The organism is Paraburkholderia azotifigens (genome assembly GCF_007995085.1).
Taxonomy (GTDB): domain Bacteria; phylum Pseudomonadota; class Gammaproteobacteria; order Burkholderiales; family Burkholderiaceae; genus Paraburkholderia; species Paraburkholderia azotifigens.
Map to the genome: position 1 here is coordinate 84,044 of NZ_VOQS01000001.1, position 22,253 is coordinate 106,296.

Genomic DNA, 22,253 nt, shown 5'->3' on the forward strand with positions numbered 1-22,253 from the left:
GCACCTACTTTTCTTTGCAGCGGCAAAGAAAAGTAGGCAAAAGAAAGCCGCTCACCCCGCCAATCCTTGTGTTTGCCTGCGGGCCCCCACGGGTCCCGCACTCCACACGGCAACTCACTTTTCCACGCGTGTCGCCAGCGCCTTGAACAGGCGCATCACCCACTTCGATCACCCGTAGCGCAGCCAGCGGCAGCGATCCGTCTGCGCCACCTGGGCGGCCTTGGACTTTCTGGTAACGCGGTCCGTGACGCGGGCATACGAACCGGGTGAGGCGTGAGTTAGCACGCTGGCAACGGGCGTGAGACAGTGCAATGCCGTGTGGAGTGCGGGACCCGACGGGGGCCCGCAGGCAACGACTAGCACTGGCGGTGTTAGCCCGCTTTCTTTGCTTACTTTCTTTGCGGCGGCAAAGAAAGTAAGTGCCGCCCCGCACAGGGGCAACGCGTGAAGTACGGATACGAAATCGCGGATGCCAGCGCAGCAAAAAGCAAAAAGCAAAAAGCAAAAAGCAAAAAGCAAAAAGCAAAAAAAACCAAACGGCAACTCCCGCCCCGCAGGCCGAACCTTAATTCTTGGTCCCAAACAACCGATCCCCGCATCCCCGAGGCCCGGAATAATGTAAGCGTGCTCATTGAGCCGCGTATCCAGCGAAGCCACATAAAGCTTCACATCAGGATGCGCATCCTGAAACACCTGCACGCCTTCAGGCGCAGCCACCAGCGCGAGAAACGAAATATTCTCGCCCGCGACGCCGCGGCGCTTCAGCACGTCGATGGCGTGCACGGCCGAATAGCCCGTCGCGACCATCGGGTCGCACAGAATGAAAATCCGGTCCTCGAGATCCGGCAGGCGCACCAGATACTCGACAGGCCGATGATCGTCGTCGCGATACACGCCGATATGGCCGACGCGCGCCGACGGAATCAGCTCGAGCAAGCCATCCGACATGCCGATGCCCGCCCGCAGCACGGGCACGATCGCGAGCTTCTTGCCGGCGATCACGGGTGCATCGATGTCGACGAGCGGCGTGCTCACGCGTCGCGTCGTCATCGGCAGGTTGCGGGTGATTTCGTAGCCCATCAGCAGCGTGATCTCGCGCAGCAGCTCGCGAAACGTCCGCGTGGACGTGTCGCGGTCGCGCATATGCGACAGCTTGTGCTGGATCAGCGGGTGATCGAGGATGAAAAGATTGGGAAAACGGCTGTCCTGAGTCATGACGGGGCGCCTCGCGGCGAAGTTGGGCTGGCTGATGATGGTCTCGCACGGCGCCCGCCCGGCCCGTAAGGTACCGGGCGGCGGCGAACGGCTGTGCCGTGACCGCAAGTTTACCGGAAGGGGCGGCCGCTGATGAAAGGTATTGCAGTGCGCTCAGGCAGCACCGCGTCGATTCTTCTAGAATCAGGGGACAGTTGACAGGCCAACCCGCCGACCACGACAACAGGACAAAACACATGGATCTGGGCATCGCAGGAAAAACCGCGCTGGTCTGCGCGGCGAGCAAGGGACTAGGGCGCGGCTGCGCCGAAGCGCTGGCGGCCGAAGGCGTGAACGTGACGATCGTCGCGCGCACGGCCGGGACCCTCGAAGCGACGGCGGCCGCGATCCGCACGAAAACGGGCGTCGACGTGAAGGCCGTGGCCTGCGACATCACCACGCCCGAAGGCCGCGCCGCGGCGCTGGCCGTCTGCCCGCAGCCGGATATCCTCGTCAACAACGCGGGCGGCCCGCCGCCCGGCGACTTCCGCAACTTCACGCACGACGACTGGATCCGCGCGCTCGAAGCAAACATGCTGACCCCCATCGAACTCATCCGAGCGACGATCGACGGCATGATCGCGCGCGGCTTCGGACGCGTGGTGAATATCACGAGTTCGTCGGTGAAGGCGCCCATCGATGTGCTCGGCCTGTCGAACGGCGCTCGTTCGGGGTTGACGGGCTTCGTCGCGGGCGTCGCGCGCAAGGTCGCGCCGGACGGCGTGACGATCAACAACCTGCTGCCGGGCATCTTCGATACGGACCGCATCGCCGTGACGTTCGACGCCGCGGCGAAATCGCAGAACATTTCGGTGGACGATGCGCGCAAGCAGCGCATGGCGACAATTCCCGCGCGCCGCTTCGGCACGCCCGACGAGTTCGGCCGCGCCTGCGCGTTCCTGTGCAGCGTGCACGCGGGGTATATCACGGGGCAGAACTGGCTGATCGACGGCGGCGCTTACCCAGGCACGTATTGACACCGGGCGACACGTGGCGTCTTGCGACGGCACATCGCCAGCATCACAAAGACAACGCTAACGACAACGACAACCCAAGAGGAGCAACGACATGACAACACGCGTCGCGCTGATCGCGCACGATCACAAGAAGGACGACATCGTCAAACTGGCGGGCGAGTACGCCGGCACGCTCGCCCGTTGCGAACTGCTCGCGACGGGCACGACGGGTGGCCGTATCAGCGATGCGCACGGACTGAAGGTCGAGCGGATGCTGTCCGGCCCGCACGGCGGCGACCTGCAGATCGGCGCGCAACTGGCGGAAGGCCGGGTCGACATGGTGATCTTCCTGCGCGACCCGATGACGCCGCAGCCGCACGAACCGGATATCAACGCCCTCGTGCGCGCGTGCGACGTTCACAACGTGCCGTGCGCGACGAACATTTCGACGGCGCGGATGATCCTCGACGTGCTGACGCTGCGTTTGTCGCAACACGTCTGACGGCGTCGTCCGCGTTCATTTACGTAATGCGCGCCATGAAGGCGTAAGCGAATCTGGAGACAACATGAGCAAGGCAATTCGATTCGACAGGACAGGCGGCCCGGAAGTGATGAAGTGGGTCGACGTCGAGGTGGGCGAGCCGGGCAATGGCGAGATCCGCATCAGGCAGCATGCTGTCGGCCTGAACTATATCGACGTGTATTTCCGCACAGGCCTGTATCCGCTGCCGTTGCCTGGCGGTCTCGGCATGGAAGCGGCGGGCGAGGTGGTCGCAGTCGGGCCGGACGTGACGGACGTGAAGGTGGGCGAGCGCGTCGCGTATGTGGCGCGGCCGCCGGGCGCGTATGCGCAGGAGCGCGTGTTGACTGCCGCGCAGGTCGTGAAGCTGCCGGATGCGATCGGCTATGAAGAGGCGGCTTCCGTCATGCTGCAAGGGCTGACGGCGCAATATCTGCTGCGCCGCACGTACCCGGTGAAGCGGGGCGACACGATCCTGATCCAGGCGGCCGCGGGCGGCGTCGGCCTGCTCGTGTGCCAGTGGGCGAAGGCGCTCGGTGCAACGGTAATCGGCACGGTCGGCTCCGACGAAAAAGCGGAGATCGCGCAGGCGCACGGCTGCGACTATCCAATCGTGTACACGCGCGAGAATTTCACGAAGCGCGTGCGCGAGATCACGAACGGCGCGGGCGTGCCTGTCGTGTACGACTCGATCGGCAAGGACACGTTTACGGGCTCGCTCGATTGCCTGGCGCCGCTTGGGATGTTCGTGAGCTTCGGCAATGCATCAGGCCCGCTGCCGCCCATCGATTCGTCCGAATTCGCTGGGCGCGGTTCGCTGTTCTTTACGCGCCCGACGCTGTTTACCTATATGGGCAAGCGCAGCGATTACGACGCGATGGCGGCGGAGCTGTTCGACGTGATCGCGTCGGGCAAGGTGAAGACGAGCATCAACCAGCGCTACGCGCTCGCCGACGTCGGCAAGGCACACGCCGATCTGGAGGCGCGCAAGACGACGGGGTCGACGGTTTTGTTGCCGTAGTCGTTGCGGCAAACGGTGCACGCGCGTTTTGACGCAAAGCATGAGGGCCGGGCGAACCAGGCCCTCATGCGTCATTCCTTGATGCGCTGGCTGTCCCACACGCCAACATCGATTGCGCGTTGGAGCACGGCTACCGTTAGCGGTTCCTTCTCAATCGCTGGCCGCTTCCTTCGAAACAGGAAATTGACGAAGGAAAACACGTTATAGCCCTCTTCGTAGAAGTAGCGTCGAAAAGCGAAGTCTCCATTTGCGATGTTGAGCCGATGGAAAAAGGCTTCCATCAACCCGGCAGCATCATCCCCGGTCACATGCAGGTCGTCCTCGAGCCGGTCGGATGCTGTGACCTTGTCCGTAGCATAGAGCCCGATCTGCTCTCGCAGAAATGCCTCGAGTTCAACCGAAACTGCCGGCTGTGGCGTCATTGGCGCGCAGCTTTTGTTGAACTCCGATGTCCCCGGATATCCGTCATCTCTTGAGAAACGCCTGCGCCGCGGTTCAGGGCTGCACCGCGTTTACACCTTTTTTACATCCCTCCACCCATCTTTGACCAGCCCTTTACGCCGATCGGCATAACGTTCCGGACATCCATCGCCCAACAAATGGAGAACATGAAATGGATGTGCTGTACGTCGGGGGCATCGCGCTTTTTGCTGCGCTGACCTTTGGATTGATCGCCGGATGCGAGAAGTTGACGCGATACGGCCGTGGTCAGGGAGCGCGCTCATGAACTGGATCCTCTGGCTATCGGGGGCGGCGACCGCGCTGCTGTTCGCCTATCTCGTCTATGCGCTGCTGCGCGCGGAGGACATTGAATGAACCTCAACAATGTCCTGCAGCCGGCGCTCTTCATCGTCGTGCTGCTCGCGGCGGCCATCCCCGTCTCGCGCTATCTGTCGCGCGTGATGGACGGCAGCTCTCGCGTCGTCAAACTGGGCGGTCCCGTCGAGCGTCTGCTGTACCGTTTCGCGGGCGTCGATCCGTCGCAGGAAATGAGCTGGAAGCACTACGCGATCGCCACGCTCGCGTTCAATCTGCTCGGCGTCGTGTTTCTCTATACGCTGCTGCGCGTGCAGGGCGCGCTGCCCGCCAATCCGCAGCAGTTCGCGGCGATGACGGTCGACGGCGCGTTCAACACGGCCGTCAGCTTCGTTACCAACACGAACTGGCAGGACTATTCCGGCGAACAGACGGTCAGCTACCTGACGCAGATGCTCGGCCTCACGGTGCAGAACTTCCTGTCGGCGGCCACGGGCATCGTCGTCGTGATCGCGCTGGTGCGCGGCTTCGCGCGTCACACTGCGCAGACCATCGGCAACTTCTGGGTCGACATCACGCGCGTGACGCTCTACGTGCTGCTGCCGATGTCGACGATCGTCGCGGCTCTGCTGATGAGCCAGGGCGTGATCCAGAACTTCAAGTCCTATGAAGACGTGCCGACGCTGCAGACCACCACGTATTCCGCACCGAAAACGGATGCGCAGGGCAATGCCGTGAAGGACGCGAAGGGCAACCCGGTGATGGTGGATACGCCCGTGAAGACGCAGACCATCGCAATGGGCCCCGTCGCCTCGCAGGAAGCGATCAAGATGGTCGGCACGAACGGCGGCGGCTTTTTCAACGGCAACTCCGCGCATCCGTTCGAGAACCCGACGCCGTTCTCGAACTTCGTGCAGATCTTCTCGATCCTGATCATTCCTGCCGCGTTGTGTCTCGTGTTCGGCCGGATGATCGGCGATCGCCGGCAGGGTGTCGCCGTGCTCGCGGTGATGACGATCGCGTTCGCCGCGTGCGTCGCGGGTGAAATCGGCGCTGAGCAGAGCGGCAATCCGCTCTTCACATCGCTGCATGTCGATCAATCGGCGAGCGCGTTGCAGGCGGGCGGCAACATGGAGGGCAAGGAAACGCGCTTCGGCATCGCCCAGTCGGGCATCTTCACGGTCGCGACGACGGCGGCTTCGTGCGGCGCCGTGGCCAACACGCATGACTCGCTGACGCCGCTCGGCGGCCTCGTGCCGATGCTGCTGATGCAACTCGGCGAAGTGATCTTCGGCGGCGTGGGCTCGGGTCTGTACGGGATGCTCGTGTTCGCGATGCTGGCCGTGTTCGTCGCGGGGCTGATGATCGGGCGCACGCCTGAGTATGTCGGCAAGAAGATCGAAGCGTACGAAATGAAGATGGTGTCGATCGTCGTGCTGCTCACGCCGCTGCTCGTGCTCGTCGCGACGTCGATCGCCGTGCTCACCGATGCGGGCAAGGCAGGCATCCTGAACCCCGGCGCGCACGGTTTCTCGGAGATTCTCTACGCGTTCAGTTCGGCGGCGAACAACAACGGCAGCGCGTTCGCGGGCCTGACGGTGAGCACGCCGTTCTACAACTGGCTGACGGCCATCGCGATGTGGTTCGGCCGCTTCGGCACGATCGTCCCGGTGCTCGCGATTGCCGGCTCGCTCGCCGCGAAGAAGCGCATCGCGGTGACGGGCGGCACGCTGCCGACGCACGGACCGCTGTTCGTCGTGCTGCTGCTCGGCACGGTGCTGCTGGTCGGCGCGCTCACGTATGTGCCTGCGCTCGCGCTCGGCCCCGGCGTCGAACATCTGATGATGATCGCGGGCCATTGATACGCCTCGCAACATAAAAGCGGCGAAGCAATTAGAGGAAGAAATGACTGACCATTCCGCCACCCGGTCCATGTTCGATCCGGCGCTCGTGCGTCCGGCGATCGTGGACTCGTTCAAGAAACTCAAGCCGCACACGCAGTTCCGCAATCCGGTGATGTTCTGCGTGTACGTCGGCAGCATCCTGACGACGATTCTCTGGATCGCTGCGCTCAACGGCCAGGCCGAGGCGCCCGCGGGCTTCATTCTCGCGGTGTCGCTGTGGCTGTGGTTCACGGTGCTGTTCGCGAACTTCGCCGAAGCGCTCGCGGAGGGGCGCTCGAAAGCGCAGGCGGCATCGCTGCGCAGCGCGAAGAAAGACGTGATGGCGAAGAAGCTCAACGAGCCGCATCCGAAGTCGCCCATCCGCATCATGACGGCCTCGGATCTTCGCAAAGGCGACGTCGTGCTCGTCGAAACGGGCGACGTGATTCCCGCCGACGGCGAAGTGATCGAAGGCGTTGCGTCTGTCGACGAGTCGGCCATCACGGGTGAATCCGCGCCCGTGATCCGCGAGTCGGGCGGCGACTTCTCGTCGGTGACGGGCGGCACGCGTGTGCTGTCCGACTGGATCGTCGTCAAGGTGACGGCGAACCCCGGCGAAGCGTTCCTCGACCGCATGATCGCGATGGTCGAAGGTGCGAAGCGCGCGAAGACGCCGAACGAAATCGCGCTGACCATTCTGCTCGTCGCGCTGACCATCGTGCTGCTGCTTGCGACGGCAACGCTCCTGCCGTTCTCGATGTTTTCCGTCGAAGCGGCGAAGGCGGGTCACGTCGTGACGATCACCGCGCTCGTCGCGCTGCTCGTGTGCCTGATTCCGACGACGATCGGCGGTCTGCTGTCCGCGATCGGCGTCGCGGGCATGAGCCGCATGATGCAGGCGAACGTGATCGCGACCTCGGGCCGCGCCGTCGAAGCAGCGGGCGACGTCGACGTGCTGCTGCTCGACAAGACGGGCACGATCACGCTCGGCAACCGCCAGGCATCGATGTTCATTCCTGCTTCGGGCGTGACGGAAGAAGTGCTTGCCGATGCGGCGCAACTGTCGTCGCTGTCGGACGAAACGCCCGAAGGCCGCAGCATCGTCGTGCTCGCGAAGCAGCGCTTCAATATCCGCCAGCGCGACATGGCTTCGCTGCATCCTGTTTTCCTCGCGTTCAGTGCGCAGACGCGCATGAGCGGTGTGGATCTGCCTGGCCGCGAAATCCGCAAGGGCGCGGCGGACGCCGTGAAGCATTACGTCGAAGCGCACGGCGGCCAGTTTCCTGCTCAGGTGACGAACGCGGTGTCGGACGTCGCGCGGCGCGGCAGCACGCCGCTCGTCGTCGCGGAGAAGACGGAAGGCGCGGCGCGCGTGCTCGGCGTGATCGAACTGAAGGACGTGGTGAAGGGCGGCATCAAGGAGCGTTTTGCCGAACTGCGCAAGATGGGCATCAAGACCGTGATGGTGACGGGCGACAACCGTCTGACGGCGGCGGCGATTGCAGCGGAAGCGGGTGTCGACGATTTCCTCGCCGAAGCCACGCCGGAAACGAAGCTCGCGACGATCCGCGCGCATCAGTCTGAAGGGCGGCTCGTCGCGATGACGGGCGACGGCACCAACGATGCGCCCGCGCTCGCGCAGGCCGATGTCGCCGTTGCAATGAACACGGGCACGCAGGCCGCGAAGGAAGCGGGCAACATGGTCGACCTCGATTCGAATCCGACGAAGCTGATCGAGATCGTCGAGATTGGCAAGCAGATGCTGATGACGCGCGGCTCGCTGACGACGTTCTCGATTGCGAACGACGTCGCCAAGTATTTCGCGATCATTCCGGCTGCGTTCGCGACGACGTATCCGGCGCTGAACGCGCTGAACGTGATGCATCTGGCGACCCCGACGTCAGCGATCATGTCGGCCGTGATTTTCAACGCGCTGATCATCGTGCTGCTGATTCCTTTGGCGCTGAAGGGCGTGAAGTACCGGCCGCTTGGCGCGGCGATCCTGCTGCGGCGCAATCTGCTGGTCTACGGTCTGGGCGGGATTATCGTGCCGTTCATCGGGATGAAGCTGATCGACATGGTGCTGGCCGCGTTCGGCTGGGTTTGAGCGCTGCGTGCGCTTTGATGAGAGAACAAGGAAGCTGAATCATGAAATCGCTTTTTCGCCCGATGGTCGTGATATTTGCCGTGCTGACGGCTGTCACTGGCCTGGCGTATCCCGCCGTCATGACGGCATTTGGCCAGGCTGTTTTTCACGATCAGGCTAATGGCAGTCTGATCGAAAAGGACGGCAAGGTGGTCGGCTCGCGGCTGATCGGCCAGCAGTTCGACGCGCCGCAGTATTTCTGGGGACGTCTGTCGGCGACGACGCCGATGCCGTACAACGCGCAGGGCTCGAGCGGCTCGAATCTCGGGCCGATCAATCCTGCCCTTGCCGATGAAGTGAAGGGTCGCATGTCGGCCTTGCAGGCGGCTGGGCATTTGCCTGCGGGCCAGGCTGTTCCCGTCGATCTTGTGACTTCCTCCGGCAGCGGTCTGGATCCTGAGATTTCGCCTGCGGCGGCGGCTTATCAGATCGAGCGGGTTGCCGCTGCGCGAAAGATGAATGTGAACGATGTTTCCGCGTTGGTGGACCGCTATACGCGCGGTCGGCAGTTTGGGTTGTTCGGCGAAGCTCGGGTGAATGTGCTTGAGCTTAATCTTGCGCTTGATGACGCGCAGCGGGGTTAGGGTTTTTTTACTGTCTGCGACGCTGGTTCGTTGTTGTCGTTGTTGTCGCTGGCGTCCGCGTTTTGCTTTCTGTGCTTCGGGCGTTGCCCCTGTGCGGGGCGGCACTTACTTTCTTTGCCGCCGCAAAGAAAGTAAGCAAAGAAAGCGGGCTCACACCGCCAATGCTGGTCATTGCCTGCGGGCCCCCAGCCGGTCCCGCACTCCAGGCGGCAACGCACTGTCTCACGTGAATTGCCAGCGTGCTAACTGTATGCATCACCCGCTTCGTATGCCCGCGTCACGGACCGCGTTACCAGAAAGTCCACCGCTGCCCAGGTGGCAAACGGTGTGTAGGCAGTCGCGACGTAAGTGCACCACTCCGGACCGAAAAGCGGGATCGGTGTCGTAGAAGCGCCAACGCGCAATGTGCGACAAGCTACACACAGTTTGCCACCTGGGCGGCGCAGACGGATCGCTGCCGCTGGCTGCGCTACGGGTGACTGGAGTGGGTGATGCGCCGGTTAAAGACGTTGGCAACGCACATGAAATAGCGTGTTGCCGTGTGGAGTGCGGGACCCGTAGGGTGTCCGCAGGCAAACACAAGGATTGGCGGTGTGAGCGGCTTTCTTTTGCCTACTTTTCTTTGCCGCTGCAAAGAAAAGTAGGTGCTGCCCCGCACAGGGGCGACGCCTGAAGTACAGATACGAAATCGCGGATGCGACCCACGAAATCGCGGTTGCCAGCGCAGCAAAAAGCAAAAAAGCAAAAAAGCAAAAAAGCAAACAGCGACTGCGTCGCAGACAAGAACAAAAAGCCAGAATGGCGACTGCGTCGCAGACAAAAAAATGTCACCATACCCGCACGCAAGTGCATAACCAACGACTATGCCCCGCCCCGACCCCGACGAGCTCCTCGACAAACTCCAACGCGAAGAAGAAAAGCGCCAGCGCGGCAAGCTCAAGATCTTCTTTGGCGCATCGGCCGGCGTCGGCAAGACCTATGCAATGCTGCAAGCAGCAAAGCGCCGCAACGAAGAGGGCATCGATGTAGTAGTCGGGATAGCCGAAACGCACGGCCGCACCGAAACAGCAGCCTTGCTCGAAGGCCTCGACGTCCTGCCGCTCGCGCGCATTGAGTATCGAAACAGGCTGCTGGCCGAATTCGACCTCGACGCCGCGCTCGAGCGCAAACCGCAACTGATCCTCGTCGACGAACTCGCGCACTCGAACGTGCAGGGCGCCCGTCATGCCAAACGCTGGCAGGACGTCTATGAACTGCTCGACGCCGGCATCGACGTCTACACGACCGTCAACGTTCAGCACCTCGAAAGCCTCAACGACGTGGTCGGCCAGATCACAGGCATCCGCGTGTGGGAGACCGTCCCCGACCGCGTGTTCGACCGCGCGGACGAAGTGACGCTCGTCGATCTGCCCGCCGAAGAACTGCTCGATCGCATGCGCGACGGCAAGGTCTATATGCCGCAGCAGGCCGAGCGCGCCGTGCGCAATTTCTTTCGCAAGGGCAACCTGATCGCGCTGCGCGAACTGGCGCTGCGCCGTACCGCGGATCGCGTCGATGCGCAGATGCGCGAGTACCGCGCCGATCGTTCGATCCAGCGCATCTGGCAGGCGCGCGAGCGGCTGCTCGTGTGCGTCGGTCCCGGCCCCGAGGCGCCGCTGCTGGTGCGCGCGGCGGCGCGCCTCGCCGCCAGCCTCAAGGCCGACTGGATCGCCGTCTATGTCGAAACGCCCAGGCTGCAGCGCCTGTCCGATGCCCGCCGCGAACGCACGCTCGATGCGCTCAAGCTCGCCACCGAACTCGGCGCGGAAACGGCAACGCTCGCGGGCGCCGATGCCGTCTCGACCTTGATCGGCTATGCGCGCGTGCGCAACGTGTCGAAACTGGTGGCGGGCGGCTCATCGGCGACGGGCTTCGCGCGCTGGTTGCGCCGTCCGTTCGGCGAGCGTCTCGCGGAACGCGCGAACGATCTCGACCTCACACTGATCCGCGCGAGCAGCGACGAAACGGCAACGACGGCGCGCGAGCGCCACGCCGATGAAGAAGGGCGCGCGTGGCGCGACGCGCTGATCGCCGCGCGCGACCGGCGCTCGCCGCCGCGCAGCTACGCGTGGGCCGTCGCGATCTGCGCGGGCGTGACGCTGATCGCGAGCCAGCTGATCGACCGGATCGATCTCGCGAACCTCGTGATGCTCTATCTGCTCGGCGTGATCTTTACGGCGATGAAGCTGGGCCGTGGGCCGGGCGTGATGTTGTCGTTCCTCTCCGTGGCCGCGTTCGACTTTTTCTTCGTGCCGCCGCGCATGTCACTTTCGGTGAGCGACACGCAATATCTGCTGACGTTCCTGGGCATGCTGCTGACCTCGCTCGTGATCGGCCACCTGACGTCGAGCTTGCGGCGCGAGGCGAGCGTCGCGCGGCGGCGCGAGCAGCGCACGGGCGCGATGTACGCGATGGCGCGCGAACTCGCAGCGGCGCTGACCACGGAGCAGATCGTCGGCATCGGCAGCCGTCACGTGAGCGAAGTGTTTCGCGCGCGCGTCGCGATGCTGCTGCCCGATAGTGCCGATCAGGTGAAGCAGAAGATCGACGATCCCGATACGAACATCATGCTGGATGGCGCGTCGCTCGATGTCGATGTCGGCCAGTGGGTCTATGACCAGCAGAAGCCTGCAGGTCACGGCACGGACACGCTGCCCGCCGCGAAGGCGCTGTATCTGCCGCTGCGCGCGCCGATGCGCACGCGCGGCGTGCTGGCTGTTGAAATGCAGGACGCGCGCGAACTCGACGTGCCCGAACAGCAGCGCATGCTCGACGCGTTCGCCGCTCAGATCGCGCTCGCGCTGGAGCGCGTGCATTACGTCGATATCGCGCGCGATGCGCTCGTCAGCATGGAATCGGAGAGGCTGCGCAACTCGCTGCTGTCCGCGATTTCGCACGATCTGCGCACGCCGCTCACGGCAATCGTCGGTTTTTCGTCGATGCTGGCCGCACAGCGTGATGCACGAAGCGAGGCTCAAGGCGAACTGGTCGACGCGATTCACGAAGAGGCGCTGCGCATGACGGGCATCGTCACGAATCTGCTCGACATGGCGCGGCTCCAGGCAGGCAGCCTGAAGCTGAACCGGCAGTGGTCGCTGCTCGAGGAGACGGTCGGCTCGGCGCTGCGCGACTGCCGGCGCACGCTCGCACGGCATCCGGTGAAGGTGGCGCTGCCCGCCGATCTGCCGCTGTTGCAACTCGATGCCGTGCTGATGGAGCGGCTCTTCGCGAACCTCTTCGAGAATGCCGCGAAGTACGTGCCGCCCGACACGCCGTTGACGATCGGCGCGCAATGCATCGACGAGAACGGCACGCCGTTCGTGCGCGTGACCGTCGACGATACAGGGCCGGGCTTGCCCGCGGGCATGGAAGCACGCATCTTCGAGAAGTTCACGCGCGGCGAGAAGGAATCGGCGAAGCCGGGCATCGGGCTCGGGCTCGCGATCTGCCGTGCGATCGCCGAAGCGCATGGCGGTAAAATCGGCGCGGCCAACCGCATCGCGGGCGATGGTCGCGTCGAGGGGGCGCGTTTCTGGTTCACGTTACCTATCGAGCCGCCGCCGCCCTTGCCCGATGTATCCGACGTGTCCGATGTCCCCGACGATGCAGCGGGCGAGCCCGATTCCGAATTGCGTCGTCGACCGCAAGCCGATGCGCATCCGCCTACCGACCATACCCACTCATGAGCGACCTGAGCACGACCGTCGTACTGATCGAAGACGAACAACAGATTCGCCGCTTTGTGCGCGCGTCGCTGGAAGGCGAGGGCATGGTCGTGTACGACGCGCCGACGGGCAAGCAGGGGCTGATCGAAGCAGCGACGCGCAAGCCCGATCTGGTGATCGTCGATCTCGGCCTGCCCGACACGGACGGCCTCGACGTGATCCGCGAATTGCGCGGCTGGAGCGAGTTGCCCGTGATCGTGCTGTCGGCGCGCACGCAGGAGAGCGAGAAAGTCGCTGCGCTCGACGCGGGCGCCGACGATTACCTGACCAAACCGTTCGGCGTGTCGGAACTGCTCGCGCGGATTCGCGCGCATTTGCGGCGGCGTAACCAGGGCGGTCCGGCCGAGACGCCGCAGGTGCAATTCGGCGGCGTGACCGTCGATCTGGCGTTGCGTCAGGTATCGCGTGAAGGCCAGGCCGTGCATCTGACACCGCTCGAATACCGGCTGCTCGCGACGCTCGTGCGGCACGCGGGGCGCGTGCTCACGCATCGCCAGCTGTTGCGCGACGTGTGGGGGCCGTCGCATGTCGAAAGCCATCACTATTTGCGGATTTATATGGCGCATTTGCGCCAGAAGCTGGAGCGCGATCCGGCGCAGCCGGAGCACATCGTGACGGAGACGGGTGTCGGCTACAGGCTGGTCGGGGTCGTTTGACACGTGGCGTTATATATCGAATTGGGTATGAATTGAAGGTTGTGTCCGCGTCATTTTGATATGATTGCCGGTGGCAAGGACGGCCTTGCTGCATCCGCTTTCAACGGGGACGGCCCCATTCATCTATGGGAGTTCGTCTCATGTCCTGGATTCTTCTGTTCATCGCCGGTCTGCTGGAAGTTGCGTGGGCGGCTGGCCTCAAGACCTCCGAAGGCTTTACGCGGTTCTGGCCGTCGGTGTTCACCGTCGTGACGGCGCTCGGCAGTTTTGTTTTGCTTGCCATGGCGATGCGGCAGTTGCCGCTGGGAACCGCTTACGCCGTGTGGACGGGAATCGGCGCCGTCGGTGCCTTTATTTTTGGCATCGTCGTGATGGGGGAAGCGCTTACCGTTGCGCGCGTTGGCAGCGCTGTGCTTATCGTTGTTGGGTTGGTCGGGCTTAAGTTGTCGTCCGGGCATTAAGGTTTTTTGTCTGCGACGCTAGTCGCCATTCTGGTTTTTGTTTTTGCTTTGCTTTGGTTTTTTTTGGTTTTTGCTTTTGGCTGGCATCCGCGTTGTCGTATCTGTGCTTCACGCGTTGCCCCTGTGCGGGCGGCACCTACTTTTCTTTGCAGCGGCAAAGAAAAGTAGGCAAAAGAAAGCCGCTCACACCGCCAGTTCCGGTTGTTGCCTGCGGGCCCCCCACGGGTCCCGCACTCCAGACGCCATCACACTTTTCTACGCATGTTGCCAGCGCCTTGAACAGGCTCATCACCCACTCCAGTCACCCGTAGCGCAGCCAGCGGCAGCGACTCGTCTGCGCCGCCCAGGTGGCAAACTGTGTGTAGGTTGTTGCACCTTACGCGTTGGCGCCCCTACGACACCGATCCCGCTTTTCAGTCCGGAGTGGTGCACTTCCGTCGCGACGGCCTACACACCGTTTGCCACCTGGGCGGCCGTGGACGTCCTGCTAACGCGTTCCGTGACGCGGGCATGCGAAGCGGGTGAGGCGTGAGTTAGCACGCTGGCAACGGGCGTGAGACGGTGCGATGCCGTGTGGAGTGCGGGACCCGTGGGGGGCCCGCAGGCAATGACTAGCATTGGCGGGGTGAGCCCGCTTTCTTTGCTTACTTTCTTTGCGGCGGCAAAGAAAGTGAGTGCCGCCCCGCACAGGGGCAACGCCTGAAGTACAGAAAGCAAAACGCGGATGCCAGCGCAGAGCCAAAAACAAAAACAAAAACAAAAACCAAAGCAAAGCAAAAACAAAAACCAGAATGGCGACTGCGTCGCAGACAAAAGGCGCAAAAACCTTCGACGACGCCCACCCCGTGAAGGTGGCTATAATGAGACCAACTTCATCCTGAAATTGCTCCGCGCGGCCTTGATGCGCGGATCCGGCGGCTTCGGCACGGCGGAGCCTCTGGCACTTCCCCGTCCCTGGCACGAGCCGCTGGAACTGACGGCACGCTTCGCGCGCCTCGGAGGCGGCCATGCTTGAACCTCTTTCGCTTGCGGCAGGCCTGTCGTGGGGCAGCGGCTTGCGTCTTTATCTGACCGTCCTCATCGCGGGCGTCTTCGGACGCGCCGGCTTCATCCATCTTCCCGATACGCTGTCCGTGCTTCAGTCGCCGTGGGTCATCGGCGCGGCTGCGCTGCTGACACTCGCCGAATTTCTCGCCGACAAAATCCCCGCGTTCGATTCGCTGTGGGACGCCGTCCATACGTTCATCCGCATACCGGCGGGCGCCGTGCTGGCCGTCGGCGCGCTCGGTCATGCCGATCCCGCCATGATGACGATCGCCGCGCTGGCAGGCGGCACGCTCGCAGGCGCGTCGCATCTGACGAAGGCGGGCACCCGCGCGCTGATCAACCTGTCGCCGGAGCCCGTGTCGAATGTCGTCACGTCGTCGGCTGAAGACGGGCTCGTGTTCGGCGGCCTGTTGCTCGCGCTGTTCGTCCCCGTGCTGTTCCTCGTGCTGCTGGTCGGCTTCCTCGTGCTCGCGAGCTGGGCGCTGCCGCGTCTGTGGCGCGGCGTGCAGGGCGGCTTCCGCGGCATGGCGACGCATATGGTGTCGCGATTCGCGCGGAGCCGTCACGATTGAGCGAAGCCGAACGCGTCACCACCGAGGCTCCCCCGAGCTTCCTCCCGAACATCGCAGGCCGCGCGCGTCCGCGCACAGGCTGTCGCTCGGCCATCTGCTGCATCAGTCGCTGCGCATGACGGCGCGCGACTGGCGCGCGGGCGAACTGACGATGCTGCTGCTCGCGCTGGTGCTGGCCGTCGCGGCACTGTCCAGTGTCGGCTTTCTCGCCGACCGGCTGCATCAGGGGCTCGAACGCGATGCGCGGCGCATGATCGCCGCCGATTTCATCGTCCGCGCCGATCATCCCGTCGATAAGCAATTCCTCGATAAGGCCAAAGCGCTCGGTCTCGACACCGCGACGACGGCGATTTTCCCGAGCATGGTCAACTCGACGGCAGCGAAACCCGTATCGCGGCTCGCGGCCGTGAAGGCGGTGTCGGCGGGCTATCCGCTGCGCGGCGAACTGAAGATCGCGCTCACGCCCGGCGCACCCGATCGCGAGGTGCGCGGTATTCCGCCGCCCGGCGACGTGTGGGTCGACCAGCAGATGCTCGACGCGCTGAAGGCGCACATCGGCGACAAGGTGAAAGTGGGCGGGCGCGATTTCACGATCGGCGCGCTGATTACGCGCGAACTCGACCGTGGCTTCGCGTTCGTCAATTTCTCGCCGCGTCTGATGATGCGCGCGGACGATCTCGCGTCGACGGGACTCGCTGGCTACGGCAGCCGGGTCACGTACCGGCTGCTGGTGGCGGGCGGCGACGAGAGCGTCGCGTCGTTTGCGAAATGGGCGCACGAGCGCGTCGACAACGGCAGGATGCGCGGCTACGCGCTCGAGTCGCTGCAGGACGGCCAGCCGCAGGTGCGCCAGACGCTCGACCGCGCGAGCCACTTTCTGACGCTCGTGTCGCTCCTGACGGCGCTGCTGGCCGCCGTCGCGATCGCGATGGCCGCGCATCGCTACATGCGCCGCCACCTCGACAGCTGCGCGGCGATGCGCTGTCTCGGCGCGAGCCAGCGGACGTTGCGCGCGCTGTTCCTGTTCGAGTTCGCGGGGCTGGGACTGCTCGGCGGCGTGGCGGGCGTCGTGCTCGGCTTCGGCGGGCATCTCGCGCTGTTCTGGTGGCTCGGCAGCCTGATTGACGTGTCGCTGCCTTATCCGGGCGTGTGGCCTGCGCTCGAAGGTATTGCCGCGGGTCTCGTGCTGCTGATCGGTTTCGCGCTGCCGCCGCTGCTGCCGTTGACGCACGTGCCGCCCGTGCGCGTGCTGCGCCGGGAGTGGGGCGACGAGGGGCGCACGGCGTGGGCGGCCTACGCGCTCGGCATCGCGTTGTTCGCGGGACTGCTGATTCTCGCTGCGGGCGAACTGAAGCTCGGCGGCATCGTCGCGGGCGGTTTCGCGGGCGGGCTGCTGCTGTTCGCGCTGATCGCGCGCGGTGCGCTGTGGGGCGCGGCGCGGATCGTGCGCAGCGAGCGCTTTCATATCGGCATCGGCTGGCGCTATGCGCTCGCGTCGCTGGAGCGCCGCGCGAACTCGAGCGCACTTCAGATCACCGCGCTCGCGATCGGCCTGATGTGCCTGCTGCTGATCGGCATGACGCGCAACGATCTGATCGAAGGCTGGCACCGTTCGACACCGCCCGATGCGCCCAACGAATTCATCATCGATATTCAGCCCGACCAGCGCGATCTCGTGACGCACTATCTGTCGGCGCACGGCTTTCCCGGCGTCGAACTCGCGCCGATGGTGCGAGGCCGGCTGATTGCCATCAACGACAAGCCCGTCAATCCTGACGACTACAAGAGCGAAGACGCGCGGCGCCTCGTCGATCGCGAGTTCAACCTGTCATACACGACGCAGTTGCCGGACGACAACCGCATCGTATCGGGCGACTGGTACGGCGACACGACGAAGCCGCAGATTTCGATCGAACAGGGGCTCGCGAAAATCCTGAACGTGAAGGTCGGCGACACGATGCGCTTCGACGTGACGGGCCTGCAGGTCGACGCGCCCGTGACGAGCGTGCGCAAGCTCGACTGGGGTTCGTTCAAGGTCAACTTCTTCGTCGTGATGCCGCCTGCCGCGCTGAAGGATTACCCGGCGACGTTCATCACGAGCTTCCATGTGCCGCCCGAGCAGCGCACGGTGATCGACGGGCTGGCCGGACAGTATCCGAACCTCACCGCGATCGATACCGCGCCGATTCTCGCGCAGGTGCAGCGCGTGATCGGTCAGGTGATCGGCGCGGTTCAGTTTTTGTTCGCGTTCACGCTGATCGCGGGCGTGCTGGTGCTGTACGCCGCACTGGCGGGCACGCGCGACGAGCGTATGCGAGAATCCGCGCTGCTGCGCGCGCTCGGCGCGTCGCATGCGCAGGTGCGCGCGGTGCAGGTTGCGGAATTCGTCGTGGTCGGTGCGCTGTCGGGCCTGATGGCGGCCGTCGGCTCGCAATTGATCGGCTTCGTGCTCGCCTCGCGCGTGTTCGATTTTTCGATCGACTTCAACCCGTGGCTCATACCGGCGGGCGTTGCGGCGGGCGTCGTGTGCGCGGCCGTCGGCGGTTGGCTGAGCCTGCGCCACGTACTGATGCGGCCCGCGCTGCAGTCGCTGCGCGATGCGTGACGTGGCGCCGCTTTTGAACTCTCTTTGACTGTGTTTGCCCGTATGACTGATCCGATTGACGAAGCGCCGTCGCAGCCGACGGCGTTCGAACTGGTAGGCGGCGAGGCGCGCGTGCGCGAACTCGTCGACCGCTTTTACGATTTGATGGACCTCGAAGCCGACTTCGCCGGCATCCGCAAGCTCCATCCGCCGACGCTCGAAGGCTCGCGCGACAAGCTCTTCTGGTTCCTGTGCGGCTGGCTTGGCGGCCCTGATCACTACATCAGCCGCTTCGGCCATCCGCGTCTGCGCGCGCGGCATCTGCCGTTCCAGATCGCGTCGGTGGAACGCGACCAGTGGCTGCGCTGCATGGCGTGGGCGATGGAAGACGTCGGCCTGCCCGAGCCTCTGCGCGAGCGTCTGCTGCATTCGTTCTTCGATACGGCCGACTGGATGCGCAATCATCCGGGCTGACGGGCGATGCGTCAGGCTGCAAGCGATGGGCGGGTGAGCGCCGCGAACGAGAAAAGAACGCGTTCCGTTGAATGAACGCGTTCTTCACACCGGCCGGATCATCGGCGGCGAGCAGCCGTCAGCCCATCATCCCGCCGAGACCGCCCGAGAACAGACTCATCACTGCCTTGAGCAACTGCATCAGGTCTTTCAGCATATCGCCGCCGCCTCCTCCGCCACCGGAACAGCCTGACTGGCCGCCGCCGCAATCGGGCGAGAACGTCTGCGCCTGTTGATCCTGAGATCCGCGGGCATCGCCTGCCCCGGAAGAACGATGGCCGCCAAAGGCGGTCGTCTGCATGGCAGTGGTTTGCGAAACATCCATCGACATCGTGCTACTCCTGTGCGTAACGCATTCTTTTTCGCTTGCGGATTGAAACGATACGAAGAAGCGTTGATTGATCGGAAGGCCGCCGCGGGCGGGTTCGTCCTCGCCGCGGCGGCCGTTGACATGGCGCGCTTGTGTTAGCCGCCCGCTCCGCCGCCACCGCCCATCATGCCGCCGAGCATGCCCATGATGTCCTTGAGCAGTTGCATCAGGTCTTTGAGGATATCGCCGCCGCCACCCGCACCGCCCGCGCCGCCCCCCTGGTCACCGCCGCCCTGCGAGAGCGTTTGCGTTTGAGCGTCCTGTGCGCCGTGTGAGCCTTGTGCGCCGCCCGTGCTGTGCGATTGATGGCCTCCCATCGTCGCCGTTTGTGAGGCCGTTGTTTGGGTAACATCCATTGACATTTTGGATTCCTTGATATTAAAGCCCTTCGTGCAGGGCGAAAAGGGCGAAGCCTGGGACAGGCTCGCCGGACTGAACTCGTCGACATTTCTTTACATGGCAGCCTCCGAAGTGTGAATCTGCGCGTCGAGCACGCGTGCGTTCATCGAACTCCGCGCGCCTTCGACGCTGGCGAGCGGGCGAACTCCATCGAAAGCGCTGGACTTGCGCGATTGATTAACTGCATGACGCAAACCACGCGGATATAGCCGGTGAAATTCCAGACGGATCCTTGTGCGAGATCCATTTCCATCGCCCACCGCGAAATCAATTTCCCCACTGTCAGCGACTCGCTTCGTGCGAGCTCTTCGATAATCGACCAGTAGATTTCTTCGAGCCTCATGCACGTCGCGAGACCGTTGACACGAATCGACCTCTGACGCGGCTTCAGGAGATCGGCACTGAGATTGCAATTTGTCGTGCGTGTCATTTCTGCTCTCACAAATTCCTCGACTTCTGTGTTTCCCAGTTCTGAAAATGGGATGTTTCTTTGTCGTTCGTTAATTCCAGCAGAATAATTAGGATTACAGGCTAAATACATGGTGGCCATCTGCGAACTGACGACTGCAATGCTCCTCGTCTGAGAACAATCGCGGTGATACATCCGTATGACCTTCACGAATTCGGCAAGGGATAAATTTCGGCTCGTCGTAAGCGATATGTTCGAGAGGGGTGTTCAGATGTTCATGACGCGGCGAAAGGCACGCGCTAAGCGGGAAGGAAGCTATGCAGGAAGATGTCGAGGCGCGGCGGGCATACGTTGTGCCGTCGTGGCGGGAATGGTGCTGCACGCGTCGGCAGGGAACGCCGCATCGCCCATGTGGCGCACGGAGGCGATGCACTATTTCGCACGCAACACGCCATTGCCCGACGTGCTGAAAGAGGTGGTCAGCGCGGGCGGGCTGCAGATGGAAATCGCGCGCGGCGTGAAAGGCCCCGTCAACGGCGAGTTCGACGATCTGCCGGCACGCGTGTTCGCGCGGCTGATCGAGGCGTACGGTTTGGTGTGGTACTTCGACGGGCACGTCATCCACGTTTCGTCAGCCTCGGATAGCCGCAGCCGGACGATCCCGTTCGCGCCGATGACCCGTGACGAGGTCATGAACCTGCTATCGAGCCTCGGCCTCAACGACAGCCATCTCCCCGTGCGGTATTCGGATACGACGGCTGTCGTATCGGGTCCGTCGGAATACGTCGATGCGATCGCCGACGCCGTCGAACAGGCCCAGCGGCAGACCACGGTGACGCCTGCCGTCGATGACGCGATGATCCGCGTCTTTCCGCTTCACTATGCGCAGGCGCAGGACATTACGTATACATCCGGCAACCGGCAGCAGACCTTGCCTGGCGTCGCGTCGCTGCTGCGCAAGCTGATGGCGGACGTTCCCATTGTCGTGCCGGACCGGGAGAGCCCCGCGAAAGCGCGCAGCCAGCCGCGTGCCGCGCGCGGCGGGCCGCCTCCGCTTCCCAGTCTGCGCGGACTGGGCCTCGCGGACATCTCGCCCGTGCCCGATATCGACGTGCCGTTGCCGGACTCAGGCGCGATGCGTCCCGCAACGGCATCGATGCGTCGCAACATCGTGGCCGACGCCCGCACGAATGCCGTCGTCATCTACGACGTGCCGTCGATGATGCCCAGCTACGAGCGCACGATCGCGATGCTCGACAAGCCGCAGGATCTGGTCGAGATCACGGCGGCCGTGATCGATCTGTCGACGGATGCCGCGAGCGACCTCGGCGTGCGCTGGGGCGGCGGCGCGAGAGGCGACGGCGGCGCTTATGTAGCGCTGAATTCAGGGCCGGCGGCAGCGATGGCGTCGATCGCACCCGCACTGTCGGGCCTCAATCTCGCCACGATGATCGGCAGTTCCGCCGACTATCTCTTCGCGAGGATCCATGCGCTCGAACAGAGCGGCAAGGCGCGCATTCTGTCGCGACCGCAGGTGCTGACCTTGAACAACTCGGAGGCGATCCTGTCTTCGCGCAATTCGGTGTACGTACGCGTGGCGGGCAATCAGGACGTCGATCTGTACAACGTCGATACCGGGCTGACACTGAAAGTGACGCCGACGGTCGAGTCGCTTTCGGACGGCGAGAAGAACATTCTGCTGAGCGTGCAGATCGACGACGGCGCGTTCGACGCTTCGTTGACGGTCGATGGAATTCCGAAGGTGAACAGTCATTCGATCGTGACGCAGGCGGTGGTGGCGAACGGCGACAGCCTGCTGCTCGGCGGATACCAGTACGAACGCAGCCAGACGTCGACGTCGCAGGTGCCCTTGCTCGGAAACCTGCCGTATGTGGGCGCGCTGTTTCGCGACAGGCAGACGCAGGTCGAACGCCAGGAGCGCCTGATTCTGATCACGCCGCGTATCAGGAAACTGACGAATCTCGTCGCCGCGCAACAGCAGTCGACGGGCGTCGAATCATCGTCGTCGTTCGCGCCGCGATTGCCTGCGCTTGTGAGCAACGATCGGGCCGGGCGCGCACCGGAACCGCAACCCGCAGCGAGTCTGCCCGTATGGGGCAGTGCCGTTCCGCCGCTTCCTCCCGGCTTGCCGTCGGGTTCGTCGACGACCGGGAGACAACTCCGATGAGCGCGGGCGGAATCATTGCTGTCACGGGCGGCGTGCACGCGGGCGCGAGCGTGTTGATGTCGGAGGGCCACGAACTGACGATCGGCAGCGGGGGGGCGACAGCCTGCTGCTCGTCGACGACGGTATCCAGCCACAACACCTGACCCTATGTCTCGTCGGCAACAGGCTGA

21 protein-coding genes and 1 pseudogene are annotated in these 22,253 nt (G+C 63.8%); 17 read left to right on the plus strand and 5 right to left on the minus strand.

Annotation, left to right across the window (positions count from 1 at the left end; all coding sequences use genetic code 11):
• Positions 1–565: 565 nt before the first annotated feature.
• Positions 566–1,215: pseudogene (upp, locus tag FRZ40_RS00380) on the minus strand (uracil phosphoribosyltransferase).
• A gap of 236 nt (positions 1,216–1,451) precedes the next feature.
• Between upp and FRZ40_RS00385 the strand changes: the two are divergent.
• From FRZ40_RS00385 to FRZ40_RS00395, 3 genes are all read left to right on the plus strand, one after another.
• Complete coding sequence (locus FRZ40_RS00385; protein WP_147232949.1) at positions 1,452–2,231, plus strand: SDR family oxidoreductase; 780 nt, start codon at positions 1,452–1,454, stop codon at positions 2,229–2,231.
• A gap of 91 nt (positions 2,232–2,322) precedes the next feature.
• Positions 2,323–2,712 carry a methylglyoxal synthase gene (locus FRZ40_RS00390; protein ID WP_147232950.1) on the plus strand — a complete coding sequence of 130 codons (390 nt, stop codon included), beginning with the start codon at positions 2,323–2,325 and terminating at the stop codon, positions 2,710–2,712.
• 64 nt (positions 2,713–2,776) lie between these two features.
• Complete coding sequence (locus FRZ40_RS00395) at positions 2,777–3,751, plus strand: quinone oxidoreductase family protein (protein WP_028365558.1); 975 nt, start codon at positions 2,777–2,779, stop codon at positions 3,749–3,751.
• Between the two features lie 71 nt (positions 3,752–3,822).
• On the opposite strand, the gene FRZ40_RS00400 is transcribed toward FRZ40_RS00395, so the two are convergent.
• Entirely contained in the window at positions 3,823–4,173 is a 351-nt protein-coding gene (locus tag FRZ40_RS00400; RefSeq protein WP_147232951.1) for a DUF1493 family protein, read from the minus strand.
• 191 nt (positions 4,174–4,364) lie between these two features.
• Here FRZ40_RS00400 and FRZ40_RS44870 point away from each other — a divergent pair, with 191 nt between their 5' ends.
• From FRZ40_RS44870 to FRZ40_RS00460, 12 genes are all read left to right on the plus strand, one after another.
• Positions 4,365–4,478 carry a hypothetical protein gene (locus tag FRZ40_RS44870; RefSeq protein ID WP_007583456.1) on the plus strand — a complete coding sequence of 38 codons (114 nt, stop codon included), beginning with the start codon at positions 4,365–4,367 and terminating at the stop codon, positions 4,476–4,478.
• Complete coding sequence (gene kdpF / locus FRZ40_RS00410) at positions 4,475–4,567, plus strand: K(+)-transporting ATPase subunit F (RefSeq protein WP_007583461.1); 93 nt, start codon at positions 4,475–4,477, stop codon at positions 4,565–4,567. The genes FRZ40_RS44870 and kdpF overlap by 4 nt, the downstream gene beginning before the upstream one ends.
• Positions 4,564–6,369 (plus strand): potassium-transporting ATPase subunit KdpA, encoded by a 1,806-nt coding sequence (kdpA, locus tag FRZ40_RS00415; RefSeq protein ID WP_147232952.1) that lies wholly within the window; start codon positions 4,564–4,566, stop codon positions 6,367–6,369. Before kdpF ends, kdpA begins: the two co-directional genes overlap by 4 nt.
• 43 nt (positions 6,370–6,412) lie before the next feature.
• Positions 6,413–8,497 (plus strand): potassium-transporting ATPase subunit KdpB, encoded by a 2,085-nt coding sequence (gene kdpB / locus FRZ40_RS00420; RefSeq protein WP_147232953.1) that lies wholly within the window; start codon positions 6,413–6,415, stop codon positions 8,495–8,497.
• 41 nt (positions 8,498–8,538) lie between these two features.
• On the plus strand, positions 8,539–9,120 hold the full coding sequence (kdpC, locus tag FRZ40_RS00425) for a potassium-transporting ATPase subunit KdpC (protein WP_147232954.1): 582 nt from the start codon (positions 8,539–8,541) through the stop codon (positions 9,118–9,120).
• Between the two features lie 863 nt (positions 9,121–9,983).
• A complete protein-coding gene (locus FRZ40_RS00430; RefSeq protein ID WP_147232955.1) occupies positions 9,984–12,845 on the plus strand; it encodes a DUF4118 domain-containing protein in 2,862 nt (953 codons plus the stop codon).
• A complete protein-coding gene (kdpE, locus tag FRZ40_RS00435; RefSeq protein ID WP_028365553.1) occupies positions 12,842–13,540 on the plus strand; it encodes a two-component system response regulator KdpE in 699 nt (232 codons plus the stop codon). Before FRZ40_RS00430 ends, kdpE begins: the two co-directional genes overlap by 4 nt.
• Positions 13,541–13,680: 140 nt before the next feature.
• Positions 13,681–14,001, plus strand: a complete 321-nt coding sequence (gene sugE, locus FRZ40_RS00440) for a quaternary ammonium compound efflux SMR transporter SugE (RefSeq protein ID WP_147232956.1) — start codon at positions 13,681–13,683, stop codon at positions 13,999–14,001.
• A gap of 724 nt (positions 14,002–14,725) precedes the next feature.
• A complete protein-coding gene (locus FRZ40_RS00445) occupies positions 14,726–15,016 on the plus strand; it encodes a hypothetical protein (RefSeq protein WP_147232957.1) in 291 nt (96 codons plus the stop codon).
• Positions 15,009–15,620, plus strand: a complete 612-nt coding sequence (locus FRZ40_RS00450) for a DUF4126 domain-containing protein (RefSeq protein WP_028365551.1) — start codon at positions 15,009–15,011, stop codon at positions 15,618–15,620. The genes FRZ40_RS00445 and FRZ40_RS00450 overlap by 8 nt, the downstream gene beginning before the upstream one ends.
• Before the next feature lie 115 nt (positions 15,621–15,735).
• Entirely contained in the window at positions 15,736–18,225 is a 2,490-nt protein-coding gene (locus FRZ40_RS00455; RefSeq protein WP_147232958.1) for an ABC transporter permease, read from the plus strand.
• A gap of 42 nt (positions 18,226–18,267) precedes the next feature.
• Complete coding sequence (locus FRZ40_RS00460) at positions 18,268–18,678, plus strand: group II truncated hemoglobin (RefSeq protein WP_028365549.1); 411 nt, start codon at positions 18,268–18,270, stop codon at positions 18,676–18,678.
• A gap of 118 nt (positions 18,679–18,796) precedes the next feature.
• Here FRZ40_RS00460 and FRZ40_RS00465 read toward each other — a convergent pair whose 3' ends face one another.
• The 3 genes from FRZ40_RS00465 to FRZ40_RS00475 all read right to left on the minus strand — a co-directional run bounded on the left by FRZ40_RS00465 (position 18,797) and on the right by FRZ40_RS00475 (position 20,036).
• Positions 18,797–19,048 (minus strand): hypothetical protein, encoded by a 252-nt coding sequence (locus tag FRZ40_RS00465; protein ID WP_147232959.1) that lies wholly within the window; start codon positions 19,046–19,048, stop codon positions 18,797–18,799.
• 134 nt (positions 19,049–19,182) lie between these two features.
• Positions 19,183–19,449 carry a hypothetical protein gene (locus FRZ40_RS00470; RefSeq protein ID WP_147232960.1) on the minus strand — a complete coding sequence of 89 codons (267 nt, stop codon included), beginning with the start codon at positions 19,447–19,449 and terminating at the stop codon, positions 19,183–19,185.
• 140 nt (positions 19,450–19,589) lie between these two features.
• Positions 19,590–20,036 (minus strand): ribbon-helix-helix domain-containing protein, encoded by a 447-nt coding sequence (locus FRZ40_RS00475; RefSeq protein ID WP_147232961.1) that lies wholly within the window; start codon positions 20,034–20,036, stop codon positions 19,590–19,592.
• 286 nt (positions 20,037–20,322) lie between these two features.
• Here FRZ40_RS00475 and sctC point away from each other — a divergent pair, with 286 nt between their 5' ends.
• Both sctC and FRZ40_RS43985 read left to right on the plus strand, forming a co-directional pair.
• Positions 20,323–22,083, plus strand: coding sequence for a type III secretion system outer membrane ring subunit SctC (gene sctC / locus FRZ40_RS00480; protein WP_240057042.1), 1,761 nt, complete (start codon positions 20,323–20,325; stop codon positions 22,081–22,083).
• Positions 22,080–22,226, plus strand: a complete 147-nt coding sequence (locus FRZ40_RS43985) for a hypothetical protein (RefSeq protein WP_158646984.1) — start codon at positions 22,080–22,082, stop codon at positions 22,224–22,226. Before sctC ends, FRZ40_RS43985 begins: the two co-directional genes overlap by 4 nt.
• The last annotated feature ends 27 nt before the right edge of the window (positions 22,227–22,253 follow it).